The organism is Streptomyces sp. NA04227 (genome assembly GCF_013364195.1).
Lineage (GTDB): Bacteria > Actinomycetota > Actinomycetes > Streptomycetales > Streptomycetaceae > Streptomyces.
The window spans coordinates 2,505,819-2,529,734 of the sequence record NZ_CP054918.1 but is presented as its reverse complement, the minus strand read 5'-3'; the positions used below and the strand labels follow the sequence as shown (position 1 = coordinate 2,529,734).

The following is a 23,916-nucleotide window of genomic DNA, read 5'->3' as shown; positions in this document are numbered from 1 at the left end:
CGGTCGAACAGCGGCAATTGACACCGACCGGCAAGAGGCGGTGATATCGGGCCACCGATCGGTTCACGGGACAAAAGGCCCCTAGCGGACCCACGCGGCGGGGGCCCCGGAAGATGTGCCAGAGTTGCCACGTCCCGGCAGTGAGCACGTACCGTACGGCCACAGCGGGACCAGGTGAGACGCGGAAGGGACAGTCGGCTTTGACGACGCAGGCACCGCAGGCAGTGCAACCGGTGAGACTGCCTGCCACGCTGGACGAGGCCGTGGCGGCGCTCGCCGCCGTGCCCGCCGCCGTGCCCGTGGCCGGCGGTACCGACCTGATGACCTCCGTGAACCGCGGGCAGTTGCGGCCCGCCGCGCTGGTCGGGCTCGGGCGGATCAGCGAGATCCGCAGCTGGCAGTACCTCGACGGCCACGCACTGCTCGGCGCGGGCCTCACCCACGCCCGTATGGGACGCCCCGACTTCGCCGCCCTGATCCCCGGGCTCGCCGCCGCCGCGCGCGCCGCGGGCCCGCCGCAGATCCGCAACGCGGGCACCCTCGGCGGCAACATCGCGAGCGCGGCGCCGACCGGCGACGCACTGCCCGTACTCGCCGCTCTCGAAGCCACGTTGATCATCGCGGGCCCCGGCGGCGCACGCCGCGAGATCCCCGTCTCGCACCTGCTCGCGGGCATGGAGATGCTCGCGCCCGCCGAACTCATCGGCTTCGTACGGGTGCCGCTGCTGCACGCCCCCCAGGTCTTCCTCAAGGCCACCGGCCGTACCGGCCCCGGCCGCGCCCTCGCCTCCGTCGCGCTGGTGCTCGACCCGGGCCGGCGCGGCGTGCGCTGCGCGGTCGGCGCGGTGGCGCCGATGCCGCTGCGCCCGCTGGAGGCCGAGCAGTGGGTGGCCTCGCTGATCGACTGGGAAGGGCAGCGCGCCCTCGTCCCCGAGGCGCTGCACGCCTTCGGCGAGTACGTCGCCGCCGCCTGCATCCCCGACCCGGAACCCGCACCGGACGGCACCGTCCAGGAACTGCCGCCCGCCGTACTGCATCTGCGGCGCACCGTCGCCGCGCTGGCCCGACGAGCGCTGGGGAGGGCACTGTCGTGACCGACGAACAGCGGGGCGGCGAGGGCGCGCCCCACGGCTGGGAACCCCTTCCCCAGTCCGACTACGACGACGGCGCCACCGCCTTCGTTCAGTTGCCCAGAAACTTCGGCCAGGCTGACCAGTACGAGCACTACGACCAGTACGGCGACAGCCCGCTGGCCGCGCCCGGGCACGGCTACGTTCCGCCCCAGATAACGATCACCCCGACCGCGGGCGGCACCACCGACCCCGCGGCCACCGGCAGCTGGGCCCTGCCCGCCCTGGGCACCGACGTCACCGCCCACCCGCAGGCCACCCAGGCGCCGGAGCCCCGGGCGGCCGAGGGCGCGCCGGTGAGCTGGCCCGAGCCGGGCGGCCCGGGCGCGCACGACACCCAGGCACACCAGACCCAGCAGGGACGCTTCGTCTACGAGCAGGCGGCCACCGGGGAGTGGGCGTTCAGCGAGGACGGTCAGCAGCAGGGCGGCCGGCCGCACGGGGACCAGCAGCACGGGACCCAGCAGCACAGCGGCCACCCGGACGCCGCGCCGTCGCATCCGCAGCCGCACACTCATACGTCCGCGCCCGGCTATGGGGCGCAGGCTCCGTACGGGGAGGGCGCGTCGTACGGGGACGGGGTCTCGTACGGAGATCCGTCGTTGTACGGCGGTGACGGCGGCAGCGGCGGGTACGGCGAGCAGGCCGGGTACGACGAGTACGCGGGGCAGGCCCCCGGGCACTCCGGACCGCACGGTCAGCAGGGGCATCCCGGTCAGCAGGGTCTACAGGGTCGGCCCGGTGGTCCCGAGCAGCAGCACTTCGATGTCACCGGTGAGTGGTCGATCCCGGTCGCCGAGGGTGATCTTCCGGACGACTCGGGCGAGTTCACCACCTCGACCCTGGCGTCCCAGTGGGAGGGCACCCTGCCCGCCACGCTGCCCGGCGGCGCGGTGGCTCCCTGGGCGACCGGTGCGCAGGATCAGTCCTGGCCGCAGGGTGCGGAGGGCGCGGACCGCGCGGAGGGCGTGAACGCGGAGGCGGCGGGCCACGGTCACGGCCATGGCGTGGATGCGGGCGAGCACGGTTCTTCGGCGGACGCGAACGCAAACGCGGACCTGAACGCGGGCGTTGACGCGGATGCCGGTACGGATATCGGTGTGGATGCGGGCGAGGGCTACGGGCCTGGTGCTGGTCCTAGTGCCGGTGCCGGTGCCGGGGAAGGGTTCCGGCGTGAGGCGGCGCCGTCTACCGGACGACGTCCGCTCGGCCCCGGCCCCGGTCCCGGTGGCGCGGCCCCCGGCGGCCCAGGTCCCGCCGACACGGCCTCGCACACGCGTGGCGGTCACGGTGCCCCCGGACAGGCGGCGCCCGGTTCCGGCGCGTATCAGGAGTACGGCGAGTACCGCGACTCCGGCACCTACGGCGAGGGCTACCGCGAGCCGGGGACGGAGGGCTACCCCGGACCGGGGACGTACGAGAACGCCCGGCGCCCCCAGACCCATGACGGGGGCGGGTCCTACGGCGCCGCTGCCGGAGCGTTCGACGGTGCTGCCGCCGCCGAGGCGTTCGACGGCGCGGAGCAGGCCGAGCACTACGACGGTGCCGAGCAGGCGGAGCACTACGAGAACGCCGATTCCTACGACTCCGGGGCGTACGAGGACTCCGGGGTCTACGAGGACAGCGGGGTTTTTGACGGCGTCCGGCCCTACAGTGCCGGTCCCGCGTTCGAGGGCGCCGGGCACGTTCCGGGAGTCCAGGGGCCCGGGGCGGTCGCGTATCCGGGGGCCGAAGGGTTCGACGGTACGGGGCAGTTCGCCACGCAGGGTGGCGGGCAGCCCGGTGCGGACGTGCACGGTACGCACGGGGACGGGCGGCATTTCGGCGGGGAGCACCCCGGCGGTACGGAAGCGGCGGAACAGCCCGAGGGCGCTGAACCGCTCGACGGCGAGGAGTTCGCCGAGCGGGCCGAGGGCTATCACGACACCGGCGAGGTCCGGCCCGAAGGCGCCGGAGGCTACGGCGCCGGGAGTGCGGGATTCGCCGGGGGGCTCGCGGCGTTGCGGCGCTCCGGCGCGGACGTGGGCGCGGGCGCGAACCCGGGTGCGGGCGCGAACCCGGGTGCGCCAGGGTTCGCGGGTCCTGGGACGGACGGGGCCGGGTTCCCTGTTGCCGGAGCATCCGGTGTTGACGATGCCGGGGCGGGGACCGGGGACGGAACCGGGGGTCACGGATCCCTGGATGCAGGGTCCTTGGTCGCAGAGCCCATGGGTGCAGAGTCCCCGGTCGCAGGATCCCCGGATACGGGAGCCCAGGACCCAGAGTCCCTGGATCGGCAGTCCTTGGATCCGCAGTCCTTGGATCCGCAGTCCCTGGACTCGCACTCCCTGGACCCGGAGTCCTCGGATTCGGTATCCCTGCATGCCCACTCCCTGGACACGGTGACCGAGGACACCGAGTCCCAGAACGCCCAAATCCAGGGCGCCCAATCCCAGGACCTCAACTCCCCGGACGCCGCATCCCTGGCCCCCCAATCCCTGGACCACGGGCCCCACGCCCACACCCCCGGCGCCACCCTCGGAACCAGCCCCACACCAGCACAGGGAACGCCAACCGGCCCCGAAACAGCGCCCGTTGACGCGTCGGCCACCCCTTCCTCCGGGACCCCGGTCACGTCGCACGACGGCACCCCCCTCGCGGCAACCGGCCCCGAAGGCACCCTCGGCGAGGGCCACCACCTCACCGACGCCGCGCCTGCCGACGACGTGCCCGCCGACCCCGCGTCCGAACTCGACGCCGCCCCCGAAGCCGTAACCGACTCCACCACGCCCAACCGGCAGACCTCCGACACGGCGTCCCCCTCCGACCGCGACCTCACCGACGAGGAAGCCCCCGGCGCCCCCGTCGCCCTCGCCGACGGACCCGAAACCGCCCCGGACGCGTCCACCGCATCCGCCCAGGCACCCGCCACCACCCCCGAATCCCTCCCCACCCCCGACCTCACCCCGACCCCCACCCCCACGGCGAACGAACCCGCTCCCGCCCCCGTAGCCCCCGCGATCCCGCACGAGGAGCACCCGCTCGCCTCGTACGTGCTGCGGGTGAACGGCTCGGACCGGCCGGTGACCGGGGCCTGGATCGGGGAGTCGCTGCTCTATGTGCTGCGTGAGCGGCTGGGGCTCGCGGGTGCCAAGGACGGGTGCTCGCAGGGGGAGTGCGGGGCGTGCAACGTCCAGGTGGACGGCCGTCTGGTCGCCTCCTGCCTGGTGCCCGCGGCCACCACGGCGGGCAGCGAGGTACGTACCGTCGAAGGCCTCGCCGAGGACGGTGAACCCTCCGACGTCCAGCGGGCGCTCGCCAGGTGCGGGGCCGTGCAGTGCGGCTTCTGCGTACCCGGTATGGCGATGACCGTGCACGACCTGCTCCAGCGCAACCCGGCGCCCAGCGAGCTGGAGACCCGTCAGGCCCTGTGCGGCAACCTGTGCCGCTGCTCCGGCTACCGGGGCGTCCTCGACGCCGTACGCGAGGTCGTGGACGAGCGCGACGCGCAGACCCGTAAAACGCACGAGGAGTCGGCCGAGACCGCCGCCGGTGTCGACACCGACCGGCACGGGGCCCCGGAGGCCGCCGAGTTCGGCCGGTTCGGCGAATCGGCCGGGGAGGCCGGGCCGCACGGCGCGGCCGGTCCCCGGATCCCGCACCAGGCCGGGCCCGGCGCGGGCGGGGTCCAGGCGCAGGGCCACCAGCCGTACAGCGACGACCACGGCGGAGGCACGGCGTGAGCAACGATTCCCCCGCGACCCTGTCCGCCCCGCTCGCCGAGGCCGCGGCGCAGGAGCGGCCCGCGCACGGGCTCGGCGCCTCGCTGCCCCAGGCCGACGCCCGCGCCAAGGCGGAAGGCACCTTCCCGTACGCCTCCGACCTGTGGGCCGAGGGCCTGTTGTGGGCGGCGGTGCTGCGTTCGCCGCACGCCAGCGCCCGTATCGTCTCGATCGACACGCGGCACGCACGGGAGATGCCGGGCGTACGCGTGGTGGTCACCCAGGAGGACGTGCCGGGCAAGGGCACCTACGGCCGCAGCGCGGACCGGCCCGTGTTCGCCTCCGAGCGGGTGCGCCACCACGGCGAGCCGATCGCCGCGGTCGCGGCCGACCATCCGGACACGGCGCGGATGGCCGCGGCGGCGATCATCGTCGAGTACGAGGTGAGCGAGCCGGTCACCGACCCGGAGAAGACCTTCGCCGCCGAACCCCTGCACCCCGACGGCAACGTGATCCGGCACATCCCGCTGCGGCACGGCGACCCGGACGCGGCCGGTGAGGTCGTGGTCGAGGGCCTGTACCGCATCGGGCGTCAGGACCCGGCGCCGATCGGTGCCGAGGCGGGCCTCGCCGTCCCGCGCCCCGACGGCGGCGTCGAGCTGTACGTCGCCTCCACCGACCCGCACCGCGACCGGGACCTGGCCGCGGCCTGCTACGGCCTCGACCCGGACCGCGTCAAGGTCGTCGTGACCGGTGTGCCGGGTGCCACCGCCGACCGCGAGGACCCGGGCTTCCAACTCCCGCTGGGACTCCTGGCGTTGCGCACCGGCTGCCCGGTCAAGCTGACCGCGACCCGCGAGGAGTCCTTCCTCGGCCACGCCCACCGCCACCCGACCCTGCTGCGCTACCGCCACCACGCCGACGCCGAGGGGCAGTTGGTCAAGGTCGAGGCGCAGATCCTGCTCGACTCGGGCGCGTACGCGGACACGTCCTCGGACGCGCTGGCCGCCGCCGTCTCCTTCGCCTGCGGCCCGTACGTCGTGCCGAACGCCTTCATCGAGGGCTGGGCGGTACGCACCAACAACCCGCCGTCCGGCCATGTACGGGGCGAGGGCGCGATGCAGGTCTGCGCCGCCTACGAGGCGCAGATGGACAAGCTCGCCAAGAAACTCGGCATCGACCCGGCCGAACTGCGCACCCGCAACGTCCTGGCGACCGGCGACGTACTGCCGACCGGCCAGACCGTCACCTGCCCCGCCCCGGTGGCCGAACTCCTCACCGCCGTACGGGAGGAGCCGCTGCCCGCGCTGCCCAAGGACAGCCCCGAGGACGAGTGGCTGCTGCCCGGCGGCCCCGAGGGCGCGGGCGAGCCCGGTGCGGTGCGGCGCGGCGTCGGCTACGGCCTCGGCATGGTGCACATGCTCGGCGCCGAGGGCACCGACGAGGTGTCGACGGCCACCGTCAAGGTGCACGACGGGGTGGCGACCGTGCAGTGCGCGGCCGTCGAGACCGGCCAGGGCTTCGCCACGCTCGCCCGCCAGATCGTGCAGGAGACGCTCGGTGTCCAGGAGGTCCACATGGCCCCCGTGGACACCGAACAGCCGCCCGCCGGGCCCGGCTGCCGCGGTCGGCACACCTGGGTCTCGGGCGGTGCGGTCGAACGCGCCGCCAAGATGGTCCGTACGCAGCTTCTCCAGCCGCTGGCGCACAAGTTCGGCATGTCCGCGGAACTCCTCCAGATCAACGACGGCAGGATCACCTCCTACGACGGCGTGCTCTCCACGACCGTCAGCGAGGCCCTGGACGGCAAGGAACTCTGGGCGACCGCCCAGTGCCGCCCGCACCCGACCGAACGGCTCGACGAGTCCGGCCAGGGCGACGCCTTCGTCGGCCTCGCCTTCTGTGCGATCCGTGCCGTCGTCGACGTCGACATCGAGCTGGGTTCGGTACGGGTGGTCGAGCTCGCGGTGGCCCAGGACGTCGGCCGTATCCTCAACCCCGCCCAGCTCAGGGCCCGTATCGAGGCGGGCGTCACCCAGGGCGTGGGCGCCGCGCTGACCGAGAACCTGCGCACCCCGCGCGGCCTGGTCCGCCACCCCGACCTCACCGGCTACGCCCTGCCGACCGCCCTGGACGCTCCCGACATCCGCATCGTCCGGCTCGTCGAGGAACGCGACGTGGTGGCCCCCTTCGGCGCCAAGGCGGTCAGCGCCGTCCCCGTGGTGACCGCCCCCGCCGCGATCGCCTCGGCGGTCCGCGCGGCCACCGGCCGCCCGGTCAACCGCCTGCCGATAAGGCCCCAGGCGGCGGTCGTCAACAGCGGTACGTGAACGGGGAGTTGAGCCAGGACGTGGGCGGGCGTGCGCACCGGGACGTGACCACGCCGCCCGCCACGGATGCCCAACTCCCGCCGCGCGGCAGCGTCGTACTCCTCACCGGGATCATGGCCGCGGGCAAGTCGACGGTCGCCCAGGCGCTGGCCGAGCGACTGCCCCGGGCCGCCCACGTCCGCGGCGACGTCTTCCGCCGGATGGTCGTCTCCGGCCGCGCCGACTACATCCCCGGCGCCAGCGCCGAAGCGGAGTCCCAACTCCGCCTGCGCCACCGCCTGTCGGCCACCACGGCGGACGCCTACGCCGCCGAGGGCTTCACCGCCGTCGTACAGGACGTCATCCTCGGCCCCCACCTCTCCGCCTACGTGGACCTGGTCCGCACCCGCCCGCTCTACGTGGTCGTACTCGCCCCGAAGCCGGAGGAAGTCGCCCGACGGGAGGCCGGACGCGCCAAGTCCGGGTACGGGGCGGGCGCCGAGCTCTGGGACGTGGCGCGGCTGGACCGTGGTTTGCGCGAGGAAACCCCGAACATCGGCCTGTGGCTGGACAGTTCGGCGCTGACGGTGGCCGAGACGGTGGAGGCACTGCTTGCCGGTCTTGCCTCCGCGCGCGTCGGGTGACACGAGACCAGGAACCTTGCGATGTCGGGGTTTTCGTTGCCGCGAACCGGAGTTGACGGATCAGTGGGTACATTCGCGCAGGCCGGCCCGCGTTGTCAGTGGTGGCTCGTAATCTTCGGTGCAGTGGGAGACGGCCGGTGGGCGGCCGCCTGCCGAGGCACTCGCGTGGGGGCACGATGAGCACGAGCGACACGGCCGCGGCGACGAGCGCGGCCATGGCGGCGGCGCCGAGCGCGCGCGACATGACCGCGCACGCGGCGGAGCAACTGCTGCCCTGCCTCACCCGCGCCTTCGCGCGTACGAGGGCGCGCGGCTGGCTGTCCACGTCCGCGACGGGCCTGATACTCGACCTCCCGCAGCGGCTCCTCGTCGAGGAGTTCGGCCCACACCGGGTGATGCGCTTCGAGGACGTCGACTTCCCGGTCACCCTGACCCACGAACCCACCCGCCGCTTTCTGCGCGAAGTCGGCCTCCCCGAAGAAGCGTTCCCGTTCCACCTCGACACCGACCTGCCCCTGCCCACGCTCTCGGACTTCCACCGGGACAGGGAGACGAGCGAGGCGGAGGCGGGGACGGAGGGCGGCGGTGGCCCGGACGGCACCGAGGGCGAAGGCAGGAGCCCGGCAACCGCAACGAGCAGTGGTACGGGGCCGGTTGGCGACTCCGCCGAGTGGGTGCCGCGCCAGCGCCGCCGACAGGCCTCGGAGCCCGCAGCGGCCCCGGCACTCCCCGACGCGGCGGACGACCTGATCCGTCTCGGCCGCCTGGCGACGGCGCACCTCGTCCTCGACGGCCCCTCCGGAGCCCTCTTCACCTGGACCCCGGGAGACGCGCACCCACGCGCCCTGCACGCGGACATCTCCACCCTCGCTTTCGCCCTCTGGCTGCGCAGACTGGAGGCGACGACGGCGGTGGCGTAGCGGCGAGGAGCGGCTCAGGGCCCCGGGCTCCGGCCTCCTCCGCCCTGACCCGGACCTTCGTCCGCGCCCTCTTCCTCGTCCGGAGTTCGGCTGTCCTCTCCGTGCCGCAGGCGCTCACGCAGCCGCCGGAAGGCACCGATCCACGCCGTACAGAAGTCTTCGAAATCCTTGGCCAGCTTCGTGCCCATCACCAGGAAGAGGCTGATCAGGCCGAACAGGGCCAGTACCCACACGGTGGGGTCGTTCACTGCTGTTGTACCTCTCGCGTACGGCCCACTGCCGCCCGTACGAGGTCGTCAGGCAGCGGGCACGAAAAGACTGGAAGGAACCGGTGAGTGCACCGGCCCTCCAGGCGCGCGAGGGATCACGGGAGCAGCGAACCGGATGACCCCGCAAGGGGCGGAATCTCCGGGCGGCGCCTGCGCGTTGTGGACGGGAACCAGGACCCCGAGAAGCTCCGCGAGAACCGCCACCGCGACATGCCAGAAGCGCTCGGCCTCCTCGGCGGACCGGGCGAGCTCGTCCAACGACGGCAGTACGCGGCTGCCCCAGACGGCGGCCAGACCCGGAGCGGTCGCGGGGGCCGTGATCGAGGGAAGTCCCGTGACGTCCTCGGCCGACGACAGCAGCCGCAGCCCGAACTCGACGACCGACCGATGACGGCGAACCTCGTCCAGGGACCGCTTCGTGTGCTCGGCCCGCAGCGCGGCACTCAGCCAGAAGTCCTCCACCGACCGACCGGTCCGCCGGTCGCCGTCGAAGTACTTGGCCTGCACGAGATAGATCCGGTCACCGGAGACGGCAACGCAATCGACTCCGCTGTAGTCGTCGCTGCCGCTGTCACGGCCGAGGTCCGGACCGGGCGTCGCCCAGCGCGCATACGCCTCTTCGGCCCCGGAAAGGGCGGCCGCGAGGGCGGCGGCGAAGGCGTCTTCGGACATGCCGAACATTCTAGGGACACTTCGACCGTGCTCGACGCCAAGAGCCTTGGAAACGAACGGAGTTGGGTGCGACAGCCGGTGGCTCCGCCCAGGGGTGCCGTGGTGTGTCCATGTTCTGTGCAGGGCAAGATGGCCCCGTGAAAGGGACTGTCTTCGTAGCTTTGGCCGACCTCGCACACAATCGTCGCGCCTTCGGGGAACTCAGCGCCACTTTCGAGAACGTCCATGTCGTTTCGGCAAGGGAACACGCTCTCGCTGAGCTGGCTGCCCTGGGTGACGAGGTCACGGCCGCCGTCATCGGGGTCAGGGAGCGAATCGACGCTTCCGTACTCGATGCCGTGCCGCGGCTCGGGGTCGTCGCGTCCGTCGGAGCGGGAACCGACCACCTGGACCTGGCGGCGTTGAGCGACCGTGGCATTCGCCTGGTGACCACCCCAGGCGTGAACGCCGTGTCCGTCGCGGAACACGCGATGATGATGATTCTGGCTGTCTCCAAGCGTGCGCTGTCAGGTCACGCGGCAGTGCTGAGCGGGGCGGACCGCGCGGGGCTGCTCGCTCCTCCGCTGGAAATACGGGGCCGTCGCGTGGGAGTGCTGGGTGCGGGTGCGACAGCCCGCGCGCTCTTGCCCATGCTGCGCGCGTTCGGGACCGACACGGTGTTCTGGACGCGTCGGCCCGAGGCTCACCCCGACCTCCCGCTGATGGACCTGAAGGCGCTCTTCCGGCGCAGCGACATCATCAGCGTGCATCTGCCGCTGACGGACCGGACACGTGGCTTGCTCGGGCCCGAATTGCTGTCCCTGCTGCCGCCGGGAGCGCTCGTGGTCAACACCGCCAGGAAGGAGATCCTGGACTTCTCGGCACTTCCTGCTGTGGTCGCCGAGCGGCCCGATCTCCGGTTCGCAGTCGACGACTTCGGCCTCGCCGCGGACGGCGTTCCGTCGATGCTCGGCGACGCGGCGTTGTGGAGCCCTCATGTGGCGGGGGTGACGGTCGAGGCGCTCCGAGCAATGGAGGACATGGCTGTGGACGGACTGGTCGATGCCGTAGTCGACTCCGTCGCACGAGACGTACAGGAGCTTTCGGAGTGAGCTGGTTAGACGACCTGAACACCGGTTTCGGGGTCATCGGCTTTGTCATCACGGTCATCACTTTGATCAAGGTGCAGTCTGTGCACTGCGCGCAGAGAGAGGAACGGGCTTTGCTGCGCAGGCTCTACGGCACGGATTCGCTCGCCAGCCACCTCAGGTCTGCCGCGCGATTCCTGCGGCAAGGACGAGAGGACGATGCTCATCTGCTCGCCGAGGAGCTGGTCAGGCTCTGCGGCCAGATAGAAGGGATAAGCCGGACCCTGGATTCGATGAGCCGGAGCCGGGGCGGCACCAGCGGACGAGGCGCGCAACTCGTGGAAAAGGGCTACTTCGTTCCGCCGTTCCTCAACAGGATGGTGAACGAGGCCCAGCACAACCTCGATGTGGTGATGTACCGGAATCTCCAGTTCGCCAACGTCGACCTGTTGCAGGCTCTTGAACGCGCATCCAAACGAGGGGTGCACATCCGTGTTCTGGGTCTCTCCTCGGTCGCTGACGACAGTGTGCTGGAGCAAGCCTCGATGGTGCTTCCGTGGCCCCGAGCCGACGCTCGGACGCTGCGCCGGCAACTCGCGGACTCCGAGAACAGAATCAAGGACGTCGTGGAGGGCTGGAGCGAGGAGGCCCGACTCCGATTCGAGTACCGGGGATACACCCTCGCGCCCAACGCGCACTTCGTCCGACAGGACCGTGCGATCTTTCAGGGGTTCATCGGAACACTCGCGCCCGCGCAGCCCGAGCGCCTCGAGGATCGCGGTTATCTCGAACTCTCGGTTGCCACGGAGCCCGGGGCCACACTGGCGCGGCACTTCGACCAACTCTGGGTGCACAGCGCGGACACGGTGGTCGTCGGAGGCTGAGAGGGAGCCCTCGCCCCGAGCCGGTAAAGGCCGATGAGAGACGGAAACCGAGACGGATCAACGAATGGGCGGCACCTCGCGAGGGGTGCCGCCCATTCGTCTTTCCTGGTCGAGCAGTTGGAGGCCGTGGCGGGAATCGAACCCACGTAACCCGCTTTGCAGGCGGGCCCCTAAACCTCTCGGGCACACGGCCAATACGCATTCACGACCGCGCCCCTCGTGGCGGGAAGCGAACCCACGTAACCCCCCGCGGGCGGAGCCCGCTGATGAGCACAGCGCAGGCGCGCCCCTAAACCTCTCGGGCACACGGCCATCGGCGGACGTTCGGTACGTACCGACGAACGCGATACGTCGACGTTAGGCAGCCCTGACGATCTCCCTCAAGGGTTCCCGGGCCGCCGCAACAGGACCGCCATACCGCGTTCATGAACGCGGCCTCCGGGCAGCCGCCCCTCCCCGCCTCCCGGTGCCGCCCCTCCCCACCCCCCGACGTAGGCCCAAAGGCCGACCGTTCTCACATCTCTCGACAGGGGTCACTGTCGTACATGCCCCTTACTCTGGCGAGCATGACAACCCCGGACGCCCGCGACACCGACGTCGCCTCCGCCACCGAGCCGCCGCCACCGCACGAACCCGGTGCACCGGGTGCACCCGGCATCACCGCCACCGCCCCGCCGCAGCAGAACGGCGGGGCGGAGTCCGGCAGCGGCAAGCGCGAGGCAACGGAGGGCGTGCTGTCCGGCGCCTACCGCTCCCTGAGCATCGGCATCGTCTCCGTGGTCCTCCTGATCGCCTTCGAGGCGACGGCGGTGGGGACCGCGATGCCGGTGGCGGCGCGGGAGCTGGACGGGGTGTCCCTGTACGCGTTCGCGTTCTCCGCGTACTTCACGACGAGTCTGCTCGGCATGGTGCTGTCGGGGCAGTGGGCGGACCGGCACGGGCCGCTGGGGCCGCTCGCGGCGGGGATCTCGGCCTTCGGGGCGGGGCTGTTGCTGTCCGGTACGGCGGCTGCGATGTGGGTGTTCGTGCTCGGTCGCGCGGTGCAGGGGCTCGGTGGCGGGCTGGTGATCGTCGCGCTGTACGTGACGGTCGGGCGGGCCTACCCGGAGCGGCTGCGGCCCGCGATCATGGCGGCGTTCGCGGCGAGCTGGGTGGTGCCGTCGGTGGTGGGGCCGCTGGCGGCGGGCACGGTGACCGAACACCTGGGCTGGCGCTGGGTGTTCATCGGTATCCCGGCACTCGTCCTGTTCCCGCTGGGGCTCGCGCTGCCGCAGATACGCCGCCGCGCCTCCGGGCCGCCGGAGCCCGCCGAGGACGGGACCGCGCAGGAGGCGGCGCCCGGCGAGCGGGCGCGACGGCTGCGGCTCGCCTTCGCCATCTCGGCCGGAGCGGGGCTCGTGCAGTACGCGGCGCAGGACCTGAACTGGTTCTCGGTACTGCCCGGCGCGGTGGGCGCGGCGCTGATGGTGCCCGCGGCACTCGGGCTGCTGCCGCGCGGCACGTACCGGGCGGCGCGTGGGCTGCCCTCGGTGGTGCTGCTGCGCGGAGTGGCGGCCGGGTCCTTCATCGCCGCCGAGTCGTTCATCCCGTTGATGCTGGTCACCCAGCGCGGCCTCTCACCGACCGCGGCCGGTCTCTCGCTCGCGCTCGGCGGGGCGACCTGGGCGCTCGGCAGCTTCGTGCAGTCCCGGCCGCGCGTGGAGCCGTACCGGGAGCGCCTGGTGGTGATCGGCATGATCCTGGTGGCGGCGGCGATAGCGGCCGTGCCGAGTGTGCTCGTGGACGCGGTGCCGGTGTGGACGGTCGCGGTGGCCTGGGGCTTCGGCTGTCTCGGCATGGGGCTGGTGATCTCCTCCACCAGCGTGCTGCTGCTCAAGCTGTCCAAGCCCCAGGAGGCGGGCACCAATTCGGCCGCGCTCCAGATATCCGACGGCCTGTCCAACATCGTCCTGCTCGCCGGTGGCGGCGCCGCCTTCGCGGCCCTGGGCGGCGGCGCCGTCGGCGGCGGCACCCACGAGGCGACCTCCACCGCCGCGGCCTCCCACCCGGGCGCCTTCGTGGTGGTGTTCCTGCCGATGGCGGTGGTGGCGTTGGCGGGGGCTTGGGTGGCGGGGAGGCTGCGGACTGCCTGACGGCTTACCGCAGTACGGCCCGAGGCCCTACCGCCGTACGGCCCGCTGCCCGGTTGCCCCAAGTCGGCCTCGCCCACGGGAAACTCGCTGTCACCGCAAGTAGTGCAAGAGGTACGTTCTGCACATGAACCGCCAACCAGAGCCGCGTGACGACCAGTTGAGGACCTCTGCCGGGCGGGGCGAAGTCGAGGCCGAGGACCCCACCGTCCCGGACAGCGACGAAATCCGCCGGATCGGCGCCCGCTACGCGGCCCGTCACGCCGTACTGCTGCGACGGCTCGGGGAGTGAGGACGAGATGCGCTACCTGACCTCGCCCGAGGCGCTCGACCTGACCCAACTCGGCTGCGCCGGGCGCCGGATGCCCGTCCGGGACGCCGGGCTGCTCGACTCCGCCCTGCACCGGCCCGCCTCCTCGATGCTGGGCGTCGAGGCCTACGCCGGGCTCTTCGAGAAGGCGGCGGTCCTGCTGCAAGGCCTGGCTGTCAATCACCCGCTCGTGGACGGCAACAAGCGGATGTCCTGGATGTGCACGGTGGTCTTTCTGCATCTGCACGGCGTGCGGATGCTGGACGTGGACCAGGACGAGGCGTACGAGCTGGTCGTGGGGGTGGCCTCCGGCGCGCTCGGTGAGCCCGAAGTGATCGCCGGGCGGCTGCGGTCCCTGCACGCGGCCGCGGAAGAGGCCGCGTGAACGGCCGGTTCCCCTCCCTGAGCGACGGGAAGGCGACGGGAAAGCGACGGGAAGCGACGTGAAAACGCGCACGGGAACGTGAACTAAATCGCACCCGCGTGCCCCCGGGGCTCGCCGGACCCGGCGCGCGGGTGCGCCCCGGTAGGGTGGCCCGGTCCCTCCCCGGGACCGACGCGAACCGCGACCCCCACCGGAGACCGTGACTACCACCACCACCTCCTCGCACCTCTCACCCGCCTTCCCCGGCCGTGCCCCGTGGGGTACGGCGGGCAAGCTGCGTGCCTGGCAGCAGGGGGCGATGGACCGGTACATCCAGGAGCAGCCGCGGGACTTTCTCGCCGTCGCGACGCCCGGGGCCGGTAAGACGACCTTCGCGCTCACCCTGGCCTCCTGGCTGCTGCACCACCACGTCGTGCAGCAGGTGACCGTGGTCGCGCCGACCGAGCATCTGAAGAAGCAGTGGGCCGAGGCGGCGGCGCGGATCGGGATCAAGCTGGACCCCGAGTACAGCGCGGGGCCGCTCAGCCGCGAGTACCAGGGCATCGCCATCACGTACGCGGGTGTCGGGGTACGGCCGATGCTGCACCGCAACCGGGTCGAGCAGCGCAAGACCCTGGTGATCCTCGACGAGATCCACCACGCCGGTGACTCCAAGTCCTGGGGCGAGGCGTGTCTGGAGGCGTTCGAACCGGCCACCCGGCGCCTCGCGTTGACCGGTACGCCGTTCCGTTCGGACACCAACCCGATCCCGTTCGTGCGGTACGAGGAGGGCAACGACGGCATCCGGCGGTCCGCCGCCGACTACACGTACGGGTACGGCAGCGCGCTCGGCGACGGCGTGGTCCGGCCGGTCATCTTCCTTTCCTACAGCGGCAATATGCGCTGGCGGACCAAGGCGGGCGACGAGATCGCGGCCCGGCTCGGCGAGCCGATGACCAAGGACGCGATCTCGCAGGCCTGGCGTACCGCGCTCGATGCGCGCGGCGACTGGATGCCCAATGTGCTGCGCGCCGCGGACCACCGGCTGACCGAGGTCAGGAAGGGCATCCCGGACGCGGGTGGCCTTGTCATCGCCTCCGACCAGGACTCGGCCCGCGCGTACGCCAAGCTGATCCGGGAGATCACCGGGACCAAGGCGACCGTGGTGCTCTCCGACGACAACGGCGCCTCGGACCGTATCGACGAGTTCGCGGGCAACGAGGCCCGCTGGATGGTCGCGGTGCGGATGGTGTCCGAGGGCGTCGACGTACCGCGGCTCGCGGTCGGCGTGTACGCGACCACCATCTCCACCCCGCTGTTCTTCGCGCAGGCCGTGGGCCGTTTCGTACGCTCCCGCAGGCGCGGCGAGACCGCGTCCGTCTTCCTGCCGACCATCCCGGACCTGCTCGGCTTCGCGAACGAGATGGAGGTCGAGCGCGACCACGTCCTCGACAAGCCGAAGAAGGAGAGCGAAGAGGACCCGTACGCCGAATCCGAGAAGGAGATGGAGGAGGCCAACCGGGAACAGGACGAGGACACCGGAGAGCAGGACACGCTCCCCTTCGAGGCGTTGGAGTCCGACGCCGTCTTCGACCGGGTTCTCTACGACGGCGCCGAGTTCGGTATGCAGGCGCACCCGGGCAGCGAGGAGGAGCAGGACTACCTCGGCATACCCGGACTGCTGGAACCCGACCAGGTCCAGATGCTGCTCCAGCGGCGGCAGGCACGGCAGATCGCGCACAGCCGCAAGAAGCCCGACGAGGAGGCCGACCTCCTCGAACTGCCCGCCGAGCGCCGCCCGGTGGTCTCGCACAAGGAACTGCTCGAACTGCGCAAGCAGTTGAACACGATGGTGGGCGCGTACGTACACCAGAGCGGCAAGCCGCACGGCGTGATCCACACCGAGCTGCGCCGGGTCTGCGGCGGCCCGCCCAGCGCGGAGGCCACCGCGAACCAGATCCGTCAGCGCATCGCCAAGGTGCAGGAGTGGGCGACCCGGATGCGCTGAGCGCCGGGCCCGCCCGGCGCGGATCCGCCGCGTTCCGGGCGGCGGGAGTGAGAGCGGTCACTCCGCCCGCCCTCCCGGTGCGAGCCGGGCCCCCGCGGGGCAGGAGACACGGGGGCTACCGGACTTCGCTGCCGTCCGTCGAACGCGCCCCCGCGGGCCAGTTGGAGAAGCTGGCCCCCCGTGCCATCAACTTGCCCCCTGTGCACAACGGGACAATCAGCCACGCACGTGATCTTTGGTCTGCCCGGATTCTGGACCAAGTCTTCCGCTGACCGAACCCCGCTCGCTACTGTCCCGCTACGCACACGCCCCGTGGCAGCGCCGCCGCGGAGCGCAGCCGGTCCTGGGCGGCCGGAAATTGCTCCTGGCCGTCCACCGTCCGGCGGCCTCTGACCGCGCGTCGTCCTGGGACAGGCAACGTCTCCAGCAGGGGCCGTCGACTCACTACGAAGGAGTGGGCGTCGTGACCGCGGAGACATCCCAGACGCTCGACCGAGGACTCCGTGTCCTCAAGCTGCTTGCCGACACCGACCACGGGCTGACCGTCACCGAGCTGTCCCACCGGCTCGAGGTGAACCGGACCGTGGTGTACCGGCTGCTCGCCACCTTGGAACAGCATGCCCTGGTCCGGCGCGACCTCGGTGGCCGGGCCCGGGTCGGCCTCGGTGTGCTGAGGCTGGGCCGCCAGGTCCACCCACTGGTACGGGAGGCCGCGCTGCCCGCGCTGCGGTCCCTGGCCGAGGACATCGGCGCCACGGCGCATCTCACCCTGGTCGACGGTACGGAGGCGCTCGCCGTCGCCGTGGTGGAGCCGACCTGGACCGACTACCACGTCGCCTACCGCGCCGGTTTCCGTCACCCGCTGGACCGGGGCGCGGCGGGCCGGGCGATACTCGCCGCCCGCCAGGCCGTCGGCGCGGACCCCGGATACACGCTCACCCACGGCGAGTTGGAGGCCGGGGCCAGCGGCGCCGCGGCACCGCTGCTCGGCGTCACCGGTATAGAGGGCAGCGTCGGCGTGGTCATGCTCGCCGAGTCCGTACCCGAACGGGTCGGCGTACGTGTGGTCGAGGCCGCCCGCGAGGTGGCGGACGCCCTGCGCTGAGCGGGCAGGCACCCGGGCCCGCGAAAACCCCCCCACGCCCGGGACCCCGAAAGCCCCCACGCCCGGGCAGGCGAAAGCCCCCACGCTCGGGCAGGCGAAGCCCCGACGCCCAGGCCCGCGAAAAGCCCCGCACGCCCACGCCCGCGAAGAGTCCGCACCCGCCCCGGAAATCCCCGCACCCCCCACCCGTTAGATTTGACCCGTGCTCTCCCGCCTCTCTCGCCTCTCCCGCCCCAAGATCCTGGCCGTCTGCGCGCTGCCCGTGGTGGCGCTGCTCGCCACGGCGGTGTTCGCGCCGTTGCCGTTCGCCGTGGCGCAGCCCGGTTCGACGGCCGATGTGCTCGGCAGCAACAAGGGTGAGCCGGTGATCACGATCTCCGGTGCGCCGACCCGCAAGACCGAGGGCCGGCTGCTGATGACGACGATCGTGGCGACCGGTCCGGGCACCCGGGTGGACCTCGGCGACGTCTGGGACAACTGGTTCCGTGAGGACCGCGCGGTGATGCCGTACGACTCGGTCTATCCGAGCGGCGACACCACCGAGGAGATCGAGCGGCACAACCTCGACCAGATGGAGAAGTCGCAGGACACCGCCACCCAGGCTGCCCTGAAGCACCTCGGTGAGGACCCCGGCAAGGTCGACGTGGAGCTGCGGCTCGCCCGGGTCGGCGGCCCGAGCGCGGGGCTGCTGTTCGCGCTCGGTATCGTCGACAAGCTCGACGGCAACGGCTCGGGTGGCGATCTGACCGGTGGCCGCGTGATCGCCGGTACCGGCACCATCGCGGCCGACGGCAAGGTCGGCGCCGTGGGCGGCGTGGAACTCAAGACCCAGGCCGCCCGGCGCGACGGAGCCACCGTCTTCCTGGTCCCGAAGGACGAGTGCGACCAGGCCGAGGCGGAGCTCCCCGAGGGGCTGCGGCTGATCCCGGTGACCGACCTCAAGGGCGCGGTGCAGTCGCTGAGCGCGCTGGACAAGGGGCAGCGGGTCCCCTCCTGCTGAGGAGCGGGTCCCGTCCCGCTGGAGAGCGGTCCCCTTCTGTTGAGGAGCGCGGCGAGGCCGGGTTGAACGGCCTTCTTGTCCGCCTTACCTCTTGTCCGCCTTACCGAGGGCCGGAGTGGCCCCACCCCACCCGTAGCGATATGCCCGTATTGCGCACCTCGCCGTTCGGCGGGAGCCTGCGGACATGGGTACTTCCGCACACGTCGACTCCGGAGCCGTCACCGCCGAGGGGGCCGAGCCCTTCCCGGTCAAGGGCATGGACGCGGTCGTCTTCGCCGTGGGCAACGCCCGGCAGGCCGCCCACTACTACTCCAGCGCGTTCGGGATGCGGCTTGTCGCGTACGCCGGACCGGAGAACGGCAGCCGTGAGACGGCGAGTTACGTGCTGGAGAACGGCTCGGCCCGGTTCGTCCTGACCTCGGTGATCAAGGCTGCCGACGACTGGTCGGGGTTTCTCGCGGAGCATGTGGCCGCGCACGGTGACGGCGTGGTCGACCTCGCCCTGGAGGTGCCGGACGCCCGCGCGGCCCACGCGTACGCCCTCGCCCACGGTGCCCGCTCGCTCACCGAGCCGTACGAGCTCACCGACGAGTACGGCACCGTCGTCCTGGCCGCCATCGGCACCTACGGCCAGACCCGGCACACCCTGGTCGACCGGACCCGCTACCACGGCCCGTACCTGCCGGGCTTCTCGCCCGCCAAGCCGCTCGTGGCCCCGCCGCCCAGGCGCACCTTCCGGGCCATCGACCACTGTGTGGGCAACGTCGAACTCGGCAGGATGAACGAGTGGGTCGGCTTCTACCAGCGGGTCATGGGCTTCACGAACATGAAGGAGTTCGTGGGCGACGACATCGCCACCGAGTACAGCGCGCTGATGTCGAAGGTGGTCGCCGACGGCACCCGTACCGTCAAGTTCCCGATCAACGAGCCCGCCGAGGGCAGGCGCAAGTCGCAGATCGACGAGTACCTGGAGTTCTACGGCGGCGCGGGGGTGCAGCACATCGCCCTGGTCACGGACGACATCGTCCGTACGGTGCGCATCATGCGGGAGGGGGGCGTGCGGTTCCTGGAGACCCCGGACTCGTACTACGAGACCCTGGGGGAGTGGGTCGGCGAGACGCGGGTGCCGCTGGAGACGCTGCGCGAGCTGAAGATCCTGGCCGACCGCGACGAGGACGGCTATCTGCTGCAGATCTTCACCAAGCCGGTCCAGGACCGGCCGACCGTGTTCTTCGAGATCATCGAACGGCACGGCTCGATGGGCTTCGGCAAGGGCAACTTCAAGGCGCTGTTCGAGGCCATCGAGCGGGAGCAGGCCAAGCGCGGAAACCTCTGAGCGCGCGGGCCGGGCATGCGCGGGCGGACACCGTGGCGCCGATGACGGCCGATGGCTTCCCAGCGGAGGCGACCGGTGCCATGGTGTGATCATGAGCAGCACTCTCGTCGAGCGCCTCCGTGCCGGACTGCCCGACGGGGCGGTCCTCACCGACCCCGATGTCACCGCCGCCTACGCCAACGACATGGCCAGCTTCTGCGACTCCGAGCCACCCGCCGTGGTCGCCTTGCCGCGCACCGTCGAAGAGGTGCAGCACATCATGCGCACCGCGACCGAACTGCGGGTGCCGGTGGTCCCGCAGGGCGCGCGCAGCGGCCTTTCCGGGGCGGCCAACACCAGCGCGGGCTCCATTGCCCTGTCGCTGGTGAAGATGGACCGCATCCTGGAGATCAACCCCGTCGACCGGATCGCGGTCGTCGAGCCGGGAGTGATCAACGCGGACCTGTCCAAGGCGGTTCTCGCCGAGGGCCTCTTCTACCCGCCGGACCCCTCCAGTTGGGAACAGTGCACGATCGGCGGCAACATCGGCACCGCCTCGGGCGGGCTGTGCTGCGTCAAGTACGGGGTCACCGCGGAGTACGTCCTCGGCCTGGAGGTCGTCCTCGCCGACGGACGCCTGATGAGCACCGGGCGGCGCACGGCGAAGGGCGTCGCCGGATACGACCTGACCCGGCTGTTCGTCGGGTCCGAGGGCAGCCTCGGTGTGGTGGTGAAGGCGGTGCTCGGACTGCGGCCCGCGCCGCCGCCGCAGTTGGTGCTCGCCGCCGAGTTCGACAGTGTCCGGGCCGCCTGCGAGGCGGTGGTCGCCATCATGGGCGCCGGGGCACCGGACGGCAGCCGGGCCGGGGCGCCCGCCCTGCTCGAACTCATGGACCGTACGACGCTGCGCGCGGTCAACTCCTTCGCGCGGATGGGCCTTCCCGAGAGCACCGACGCGCTGCTGCTCGCCGCCTTCGACAGCAGTGACCCGGCCGCCGACCTCGCCGTGGTCGGCGCCCTGTGCGAGGCCGCCGGTGCCACCCAGGTCGTCCCGGCCGAGGACCAGGCCGAGTCCGAACTGCTGCTCCAGGCACGGCGGTTGTCGCTCACCGCGCTGGAGGCGGTCAAGGGCACCACGATGATCGACGACGTCTGCGTACCGCGTTCCCGGCTCGCCGACCTCCTCGAAGGCGTCCGGCGGATCGCGGACAAGCACGACCTCACCATCGGGGTGTGCGCCCACGCGGGCGATGGCAACACCCACCCCACCGTCTGCTTCGACGCCTCCGACGCCGAGGAGTCCCGGCGCGCCCGTGAGTCCTTCGACGAGATCATGGCCCTCGGCCTGGACCTCGGCGGCACCATCACCGGGGAGCACGGCGTCGGCGTACTCAAGAAGGAGTGGCTGGCACGCGAACTCGGGCCCGTGGGCCTGGAGATGCAGCGGGCGGTCAAGCACGCCTTCGACCCGCTGAACATCCTCAACCCGGGCAAGCTGTTCTGACCGGCTGCTCGCAGGCGCATTCCGGGACCTCCGCCTCACTCCCCGTCCTGCTGGTCGTCCAGCTGCCACGGGTCGCTGAGCCAGAGGTCGTCGGCCACAGTGGGAGCGAGCAGCTCGGCGAGGCCGTCGTCAATGCGGAGCCGCTCGCCCTCAGAGCCCGGAGGAACCACCCTCAGGGTCCGCTCCAGCCAGGCGGAGACGATGGCGGCCGGCGCCTCGAGCAGCGCGTCGCCGTCGGGCGAGCTGAGTGCCATGAGCACCACGCTGCGGCCCTGCGACTTGGTCGGCCACACCCGTACGTCGCCCTGGCCGCACGGGCGGAACACGCCCTCCACGAGCAGTTCCCTGGCGAAGGTCCAGTGCACCGGGCTCTCCGAGCCGATGTGGAAGGTGATGTGGACGGCGAAGGGGTCGTCCGTGCGATAGGTGAACCGGGCCGGTACCGGGATGCTGCGCTCTGGCGACAGCACCAGATGCAGCTCGAGTTCGCGTTCCACCACGCTGTGCATGAGGGTCTTTCCTTTCTTCGGCGGGCAGCCCTTCGGCCGCGCCCGTGCAAGGTGAGACACCGCAGGTGGCGAAGCATTACGCGGGTTTCGGAAAGTTTTTTTCCGGCTTCTCGCGCCGGGCGGACGCACCGGCCCGACTGCCCGCGCGGACACGGCGGTTGCCCGGATCGTGGGCATCGCGCGTACGGGCGCCCGCTCATGCGCGCGGGTCTGATAGATGTGGACCCTCACGCAGACCCCCGAGCAGATACGGGACGACGGACATGAGCGCCCCCACACCGGCCTCCGGCGACGAACGGCCCCGCGAGGGTTACTACCCGGACCCCTCCATTCCCGGATATGTCCGGTACTGGAACGGTGTCTCCTGGGTTCCGGGTACCAGCCGTCCGGCGCCCACCGACGGCACCCCGCTGCCCGCCCCGCCCGGCGCGGGCGTACCCGCGGCACAGGAGACGGGCCCCCTCTTCTTCGACGAGGACCCCTCCGCCGCCGCCCGCCAGCAGAACGGCCCGGCCACCGGCGCCCTCCCGCAACAGGGCACGGGCGAGGCGGGGGAGAGCGGCGCCTCGTACGCGGCGAACTCCGCGAACACGGCGAACTCCGCGAACACGACGAACGCGGCGGGCGGTTCGTGGGGTGCCGACCCCACCCGTCAGGCCGGGTTCGGTGGTGCGCAGGACTCCCGTGTCGGCTGGGGTACTTCGGCTGGTGCCGGTGCGCCGCAGGGCTCCGCCGCTCCGGTCGCCGATCCGCGCGGAACCGGTGGTGCCGGTGGTGCCGGTGGCGCGGGTTCGCCCGCCACGGGGCAGGCCCCCGGCGGCCCGTCCGGCTCCGGCGACGGCGACGTACGCAGCGACGGCACGGTCACCATGCGTGCCATCAAGCCCGGCGCACGTCGCCCGGAGCTGCCGAGCGCGGGTTCGGACGGCGCGCCCGCCCTTGAGGGCACCGTGATGTTCCGCCGCCCGGAGATTCCCGGCCGTGGCGACTCCGACTCCGGCGCCGTGTCCGGCGGCGGTACGGCTCCCGCCGCGGGACAGGCCTGGGGCAGCGGCTCCCAGGGCGCGGGTACGCAGGCCCCTGGATCCCAGGGCTCCGGATCTCAGAGCACTGGCGCCAACTCCGGTGCGCAGAAGGCAGGTTCGGGTGCGCGTGGCGGTGCCGCCGCACGCGAGGGGCGCTCGCCGAGCGCCAACGAGGGCACGATGGCGATCCGGCTGCCGAAGCCCACCGCCCCCGACGCCGCCGCCTCCAACACCGCGCACACGGCCAACCCCTCGGCCTCGAACCCCTCGGCCCCGAACGCCTCCGCCCCGGCCGCCCAGCAGCCCGCCCCCGGCCAGATCCCGGGCTCCGTACCGGGTCAGACCTCGGGCCACGTACCCGGCCAGCCCCTCGGCTCCGCACCGGGCCAGGCCCCCGGCCAGGCGTCCTTCCCCGGACCGGCCGCCGGGTGGCCGCATCAGCAGGGCGGGCAGGGCGGCGCCGAGTCGGAGCCGCCGGTGGTGCCGTGGAAGCCGCCGGTGGAGGACCCGTTCCTGGCCGCCGCGCAGGCGCAGGCCGCCGGGCGGCCCGCGGCGCTCGGCAAGCGGCTGCTCGCGCGGCTGATCGACACCGTGGTGGTCGGCGGGGTCACGGCGCTGGCCGCGGTCCCGCTCGGCACCCAGGCGCTCGACCACATCAACGACAAGATCGACGAGGCCAAGCTCTCCGGCGAGACCGTGACGGTCTGGCTGCTCGACGGCACCACCTCGGTCAGCCTCGCCGTCGTCCTCGCCGTCCTGTTCCTCACCGGTCTCCTCTACGAGGCCCTGCCCACCGCCAAGTGGGGCCGCACGCTGGGCAAGAAGCTGTGCGGTCTGGACGTACGCGACATCGAGGGCCACGAGCCGCCGCGCTTCGGCGCCTCGGTACGGCGATGGCTGGCGCACACGGTGCCCTCTCTCCTGGTGATCGGTGTGATCGGCCTGGCGTGGTGCGTGTTCGACCGCCCGTGGCGCCAGTGCTGGCACGACAAGGCGGCGCGTACGTTCGTCGCGGGCTGAGCGACGAAGGGGCGGGAGGCGAAGGGCGGGA

The 23,916-nt window shown here is 72.1% G+C and carries 19 protein-coding genes, 1 tRNA gene and 1 pseudogene; 17 read left to right on the top strand and 4 right to left on the bottom strand.

Annotation, left to right across the window (positions count from 1 at the left end; all coding sequences use genetic code 11):
• Positions 1-200: 200 nt before the first annotated feature.
• The 6 genes and pseudogenes from HUT18_RS10655 (at position 201) to HUT18_RS34300 (ending at position 8,704) form a co-directional block, all read left to right on the top strand.
• Positions 201-1,094 carry a xanthine dehydrogenase family protein subunit M gene (locus tag HUT18_RS10655; protein WP_176099872.1) on the top strand — a complete coding sequence of 298 codons (894 nt, stop codon included), beginning with the start codon at positions 201-203 and terminating at the stop codon, positions 1,092-1,094.
• Positions 1,091-4,852: a 2Fe-2S iron-sulfur cluster-binding protein gene (locus HUT18_RS33660; RefSeq protein WP_254878521.1), complete on the top strand. Its 3,762-nt coding sequence runs from the start codon at positions 1,091-1,093 to the stop codon at positions 4,850-4,852. The genes HUT18_RS10655 and HUT18_RS33660 overlap by 4 nt, the downstream gene beginning before the upstream one ends.
• On the top strand, positions 4,849-7,161 hold the full coding sequence (locus tag HUT18_RS10645; protein ID WP_176099871.1) for a xanthine dehydrogenase family protein molybdopterin-binding subunit: 2,313 nt from the start codon (positions 4,849-4,851) through the stop codon (positions 7,159-7,161). The genes HUT18_RS33660 and HUT18_RS10645 overlap by 4 nt, the downstream gene beginning before the upstream one ends.
• Positions 7,162-7,205: 44 nt before the next feature.
• Entirely contained in the window at positions 7,206-7,784 is a 579-nt protein-coding gene (locus HUT18_RS10640; RefSeq protein WP_303246579.1) for an AAA family ATPase, read from the top strand.
• Between the two features lie 329 nt (positions 7,785-8,113).
• A pseudogene (locus tag HUT18_RS34305) lies at positions 8,114-8,329 on the top strand (SUKH-4 family immunity protein); the annotation flags it as partial.
• A 129-nt stretch (positions 8,330-8,458) separates the two neighbouring features.
• Positions 8,459-8,704: an SUKH-4 family immunity protein gene (locus HUT18_RS34300; protein WP_368661566.1), complete on the top strand. Its 246-nt coding sequence runs from the start codon at positions 8,459-8,461 to the stop codon at positions 8,702-8,704.
• 14 nt (positions 8,705-8,718) lie between these two features.
• Here the strand turns inward: HUT18_RS34300 and HUT18_RS10630 are convergent, their stop codons facing one another.
• Together HUT18_RS10630 and HUT18_RS10625 are read right to left on the bottom strand one after the other, a co-directional pair.
• The gene (locus tag HUT18_RS10630) at positions 8,719-8,952 is read right to left on the bottom strand and encodes a hypothetical protein (protein ID WP_176099867.1); all 234 of its coding nucleotides are present in this window, start codon (positions 8,950-8,952) and stop codon (positions 8,719-8,721) included.
• Positions 8,953-9,000: 48 nt separating this feature from the next.
• Positions 9,001-9,645 (bottom strand): hypothetical protein, encoded by a 645-nt coding sequence (locus HUT18_RS10625; protein WP_176099865.1) that lies wholly within the window; start codon positions 9,643-9,645, stop codon positions 9,001-9,003.
• A 137-nt stretch (positions 9,646-9,782) separates the two neighbouring features.
• Between HUT18_RS10625 and HUT18_RS10620 the strand changes: the two genes are divergently transcribed.
• Together HUT18_RS10620 and HUT18_RS10615 are read left to right on the top strand one after the other, a co-directional pair.
• Positions 9,783-10,736, top strand: coding sequence for a D-isomer specific 2-hydroxyacid dehydrogenase family protein (locus tag HUT18_RS10620; RefSeq protein WP_176099863.1), 954 nt, complete (start codon positions 9,783-9,785; stop codon positions 10,734-10,736).
• Complete coding sequence (locus HUT18_RS10615) at positions 10,733-11,596, top strand: hypothetical protein (protein WP_176099861.1); 864 nt, start codon at positions 10,733-10,735, stop codon at positions 11,594-11,596. The genes HUT18_RS10620 and HUT18_RS10615 overlap by 4 nt, the downstream gene beginning before the upstream one ends.
• A 118-nt stretch (positions 11,597-11,714) precedes the next feature.
• Here HUT18_RS10615 and HUT18_RS10610 read toward each other — a convergent pair.
• Positions 11,715-11,789: transfer RNA gene (locus HUT18_RS10610), tRNA-Cys, on the bottom strand.
• Positions 11,790-12,162: 373 nt separating this feature from the next.
• Here HUT18_RS10610 and HUT18_RS10605 point away from each other — a divergent pair.
• The 8 genes from HUT18_RS10605 to HUT18_RS10570 all read left to right on the top strand — a co-directional run bounded on the left by HUT18_RS10605 (position 12,163) and on the right by HUT18_RS10570 (position 21,331).
• A complete protein-coding gene (locus tag HUT18_RS10605) occupies positions 12,163-13,728 on the top strand; it encodes an MFS transporter (RefSeq protein ID WP_176099859.1) in 1,566 nt (521 codons plus the stop codon).
• 124 nt (positions 13,729-13,852) lie between these two features.
• The gene (locus HUT18_RS10600) at positions 13,853-14,017 is read left to right on the top strand and encodes a hypothetical protein (RefSeq protein WP_176099857.1); all 165 of its coding nucleotides are present in this window, start codon (positions 13,853-13,855) and stop codon (positions 14,015-14,017) included.
• Positions 14,018-14,024: 7 nt separating this feature from the next.
• Positions 14,025-14,420, top strand: a complete 396-nt coding sequence (locus tag HUT18_RS10595) for a type II toxin-antitoxin system death-on-curing family toxin (RefSeq protein ID WP_176099855.1) — start codon at positions 14,025-14,027, stop codon at positions 14,418-14,420.
• A 199-nt stretch (positions 14,421-14,619) separates the two neighbouring features.
• Entirely contained in the window at positions 14,620-16,407 is a 1,788-nt protein-coding gene (locus HUT18_RS10590; RefSeq protein ID WP_176099853.1) for a DEAD/DEAH box helicase, read from the top strand.
• Positions 16,408-16,870: 463 nt separating this feature from the next.
• On the top strand, positions 16,871-17,512 hold the full coding sequence (locus tag HUT18_RS10585; protein WP_176099851.1) for an IclR family transcriptional regulator: 642 nt from the start codon (positions 16,871-16,873) through the stop codon (positions 17,510-17,512).
• 202 nt (positions 17,513-17,714) lie between these two features.
• Entirely contained in the window at positions 17,715-18,512 is a 798-nt protein-coding gene (locus HUT18_RS10580) for a S16 family serine protease (protein ID WP_176099850.1), read from the top strand.
• A 184-nt stretch (positions 18,513-18,696) separates the two neighbouring features.
• Entirely contained in the window at positions 18,697-19,848 is a 1,152-nt protein-coding gene (hppD, locus tag HUT18_RS10575; RefSeq protein WP_176099848.1) for a 4-hydroxyphenylpyruvate dioxygenase, read from the top strand.
• A 91-nt stretch (positions 19,849-19,939) separates the two neighbouring features.
• Positions 19,940-21,331 (top strand): FAD-binding oxidoreductase, encoded by a 1,392-nt coding sequence (locus HUT18_RS10570; RefSeq protein WP_176099847.1) that lies wholly within the window; start codon positions 19,940-19,942, stop codon positions 21,329-21,331.
• A 35-nt stretch (positions 21,332-21,366) separates the two neighbouring features.
• Here the strand turns inward: HUT18_RS10570 and HUT18_RS10565 are convergent, their stop codons facing one another.
• Positions 21,367-21,840: an SsgA family sporulation/cell division regulator gene (locus tag HUT18_RS10565; RefSeq protein WP_176099845.1), complete on the bottom strand. Its 474-nt coding sequence runs from the start codon at positions 21,838-21,840 to the stop codon at positions 21,367-21,369.
• Positions 21,841-22,103: 263 nt separating this feature from the next.
• Here HUT18_RS10565 and HUT18_RS10560 point away from each other — a divergent pair, with 263 nt between their 5' ends.
• The gene (locus HUT18_RS10560; RefSeq protein ID WP_176099844.1) at positions 22,104-23,885 is read left to right on the top strand and encodes an RDD family protein; all 1,782 of its coding nucleotides are present in this window, start codon (positions 22,104-22,106) and stop codon (positions 23,883-23,885) included.
• Positions 23,886-23,916 lie beyond the last annotated feature (31 nt).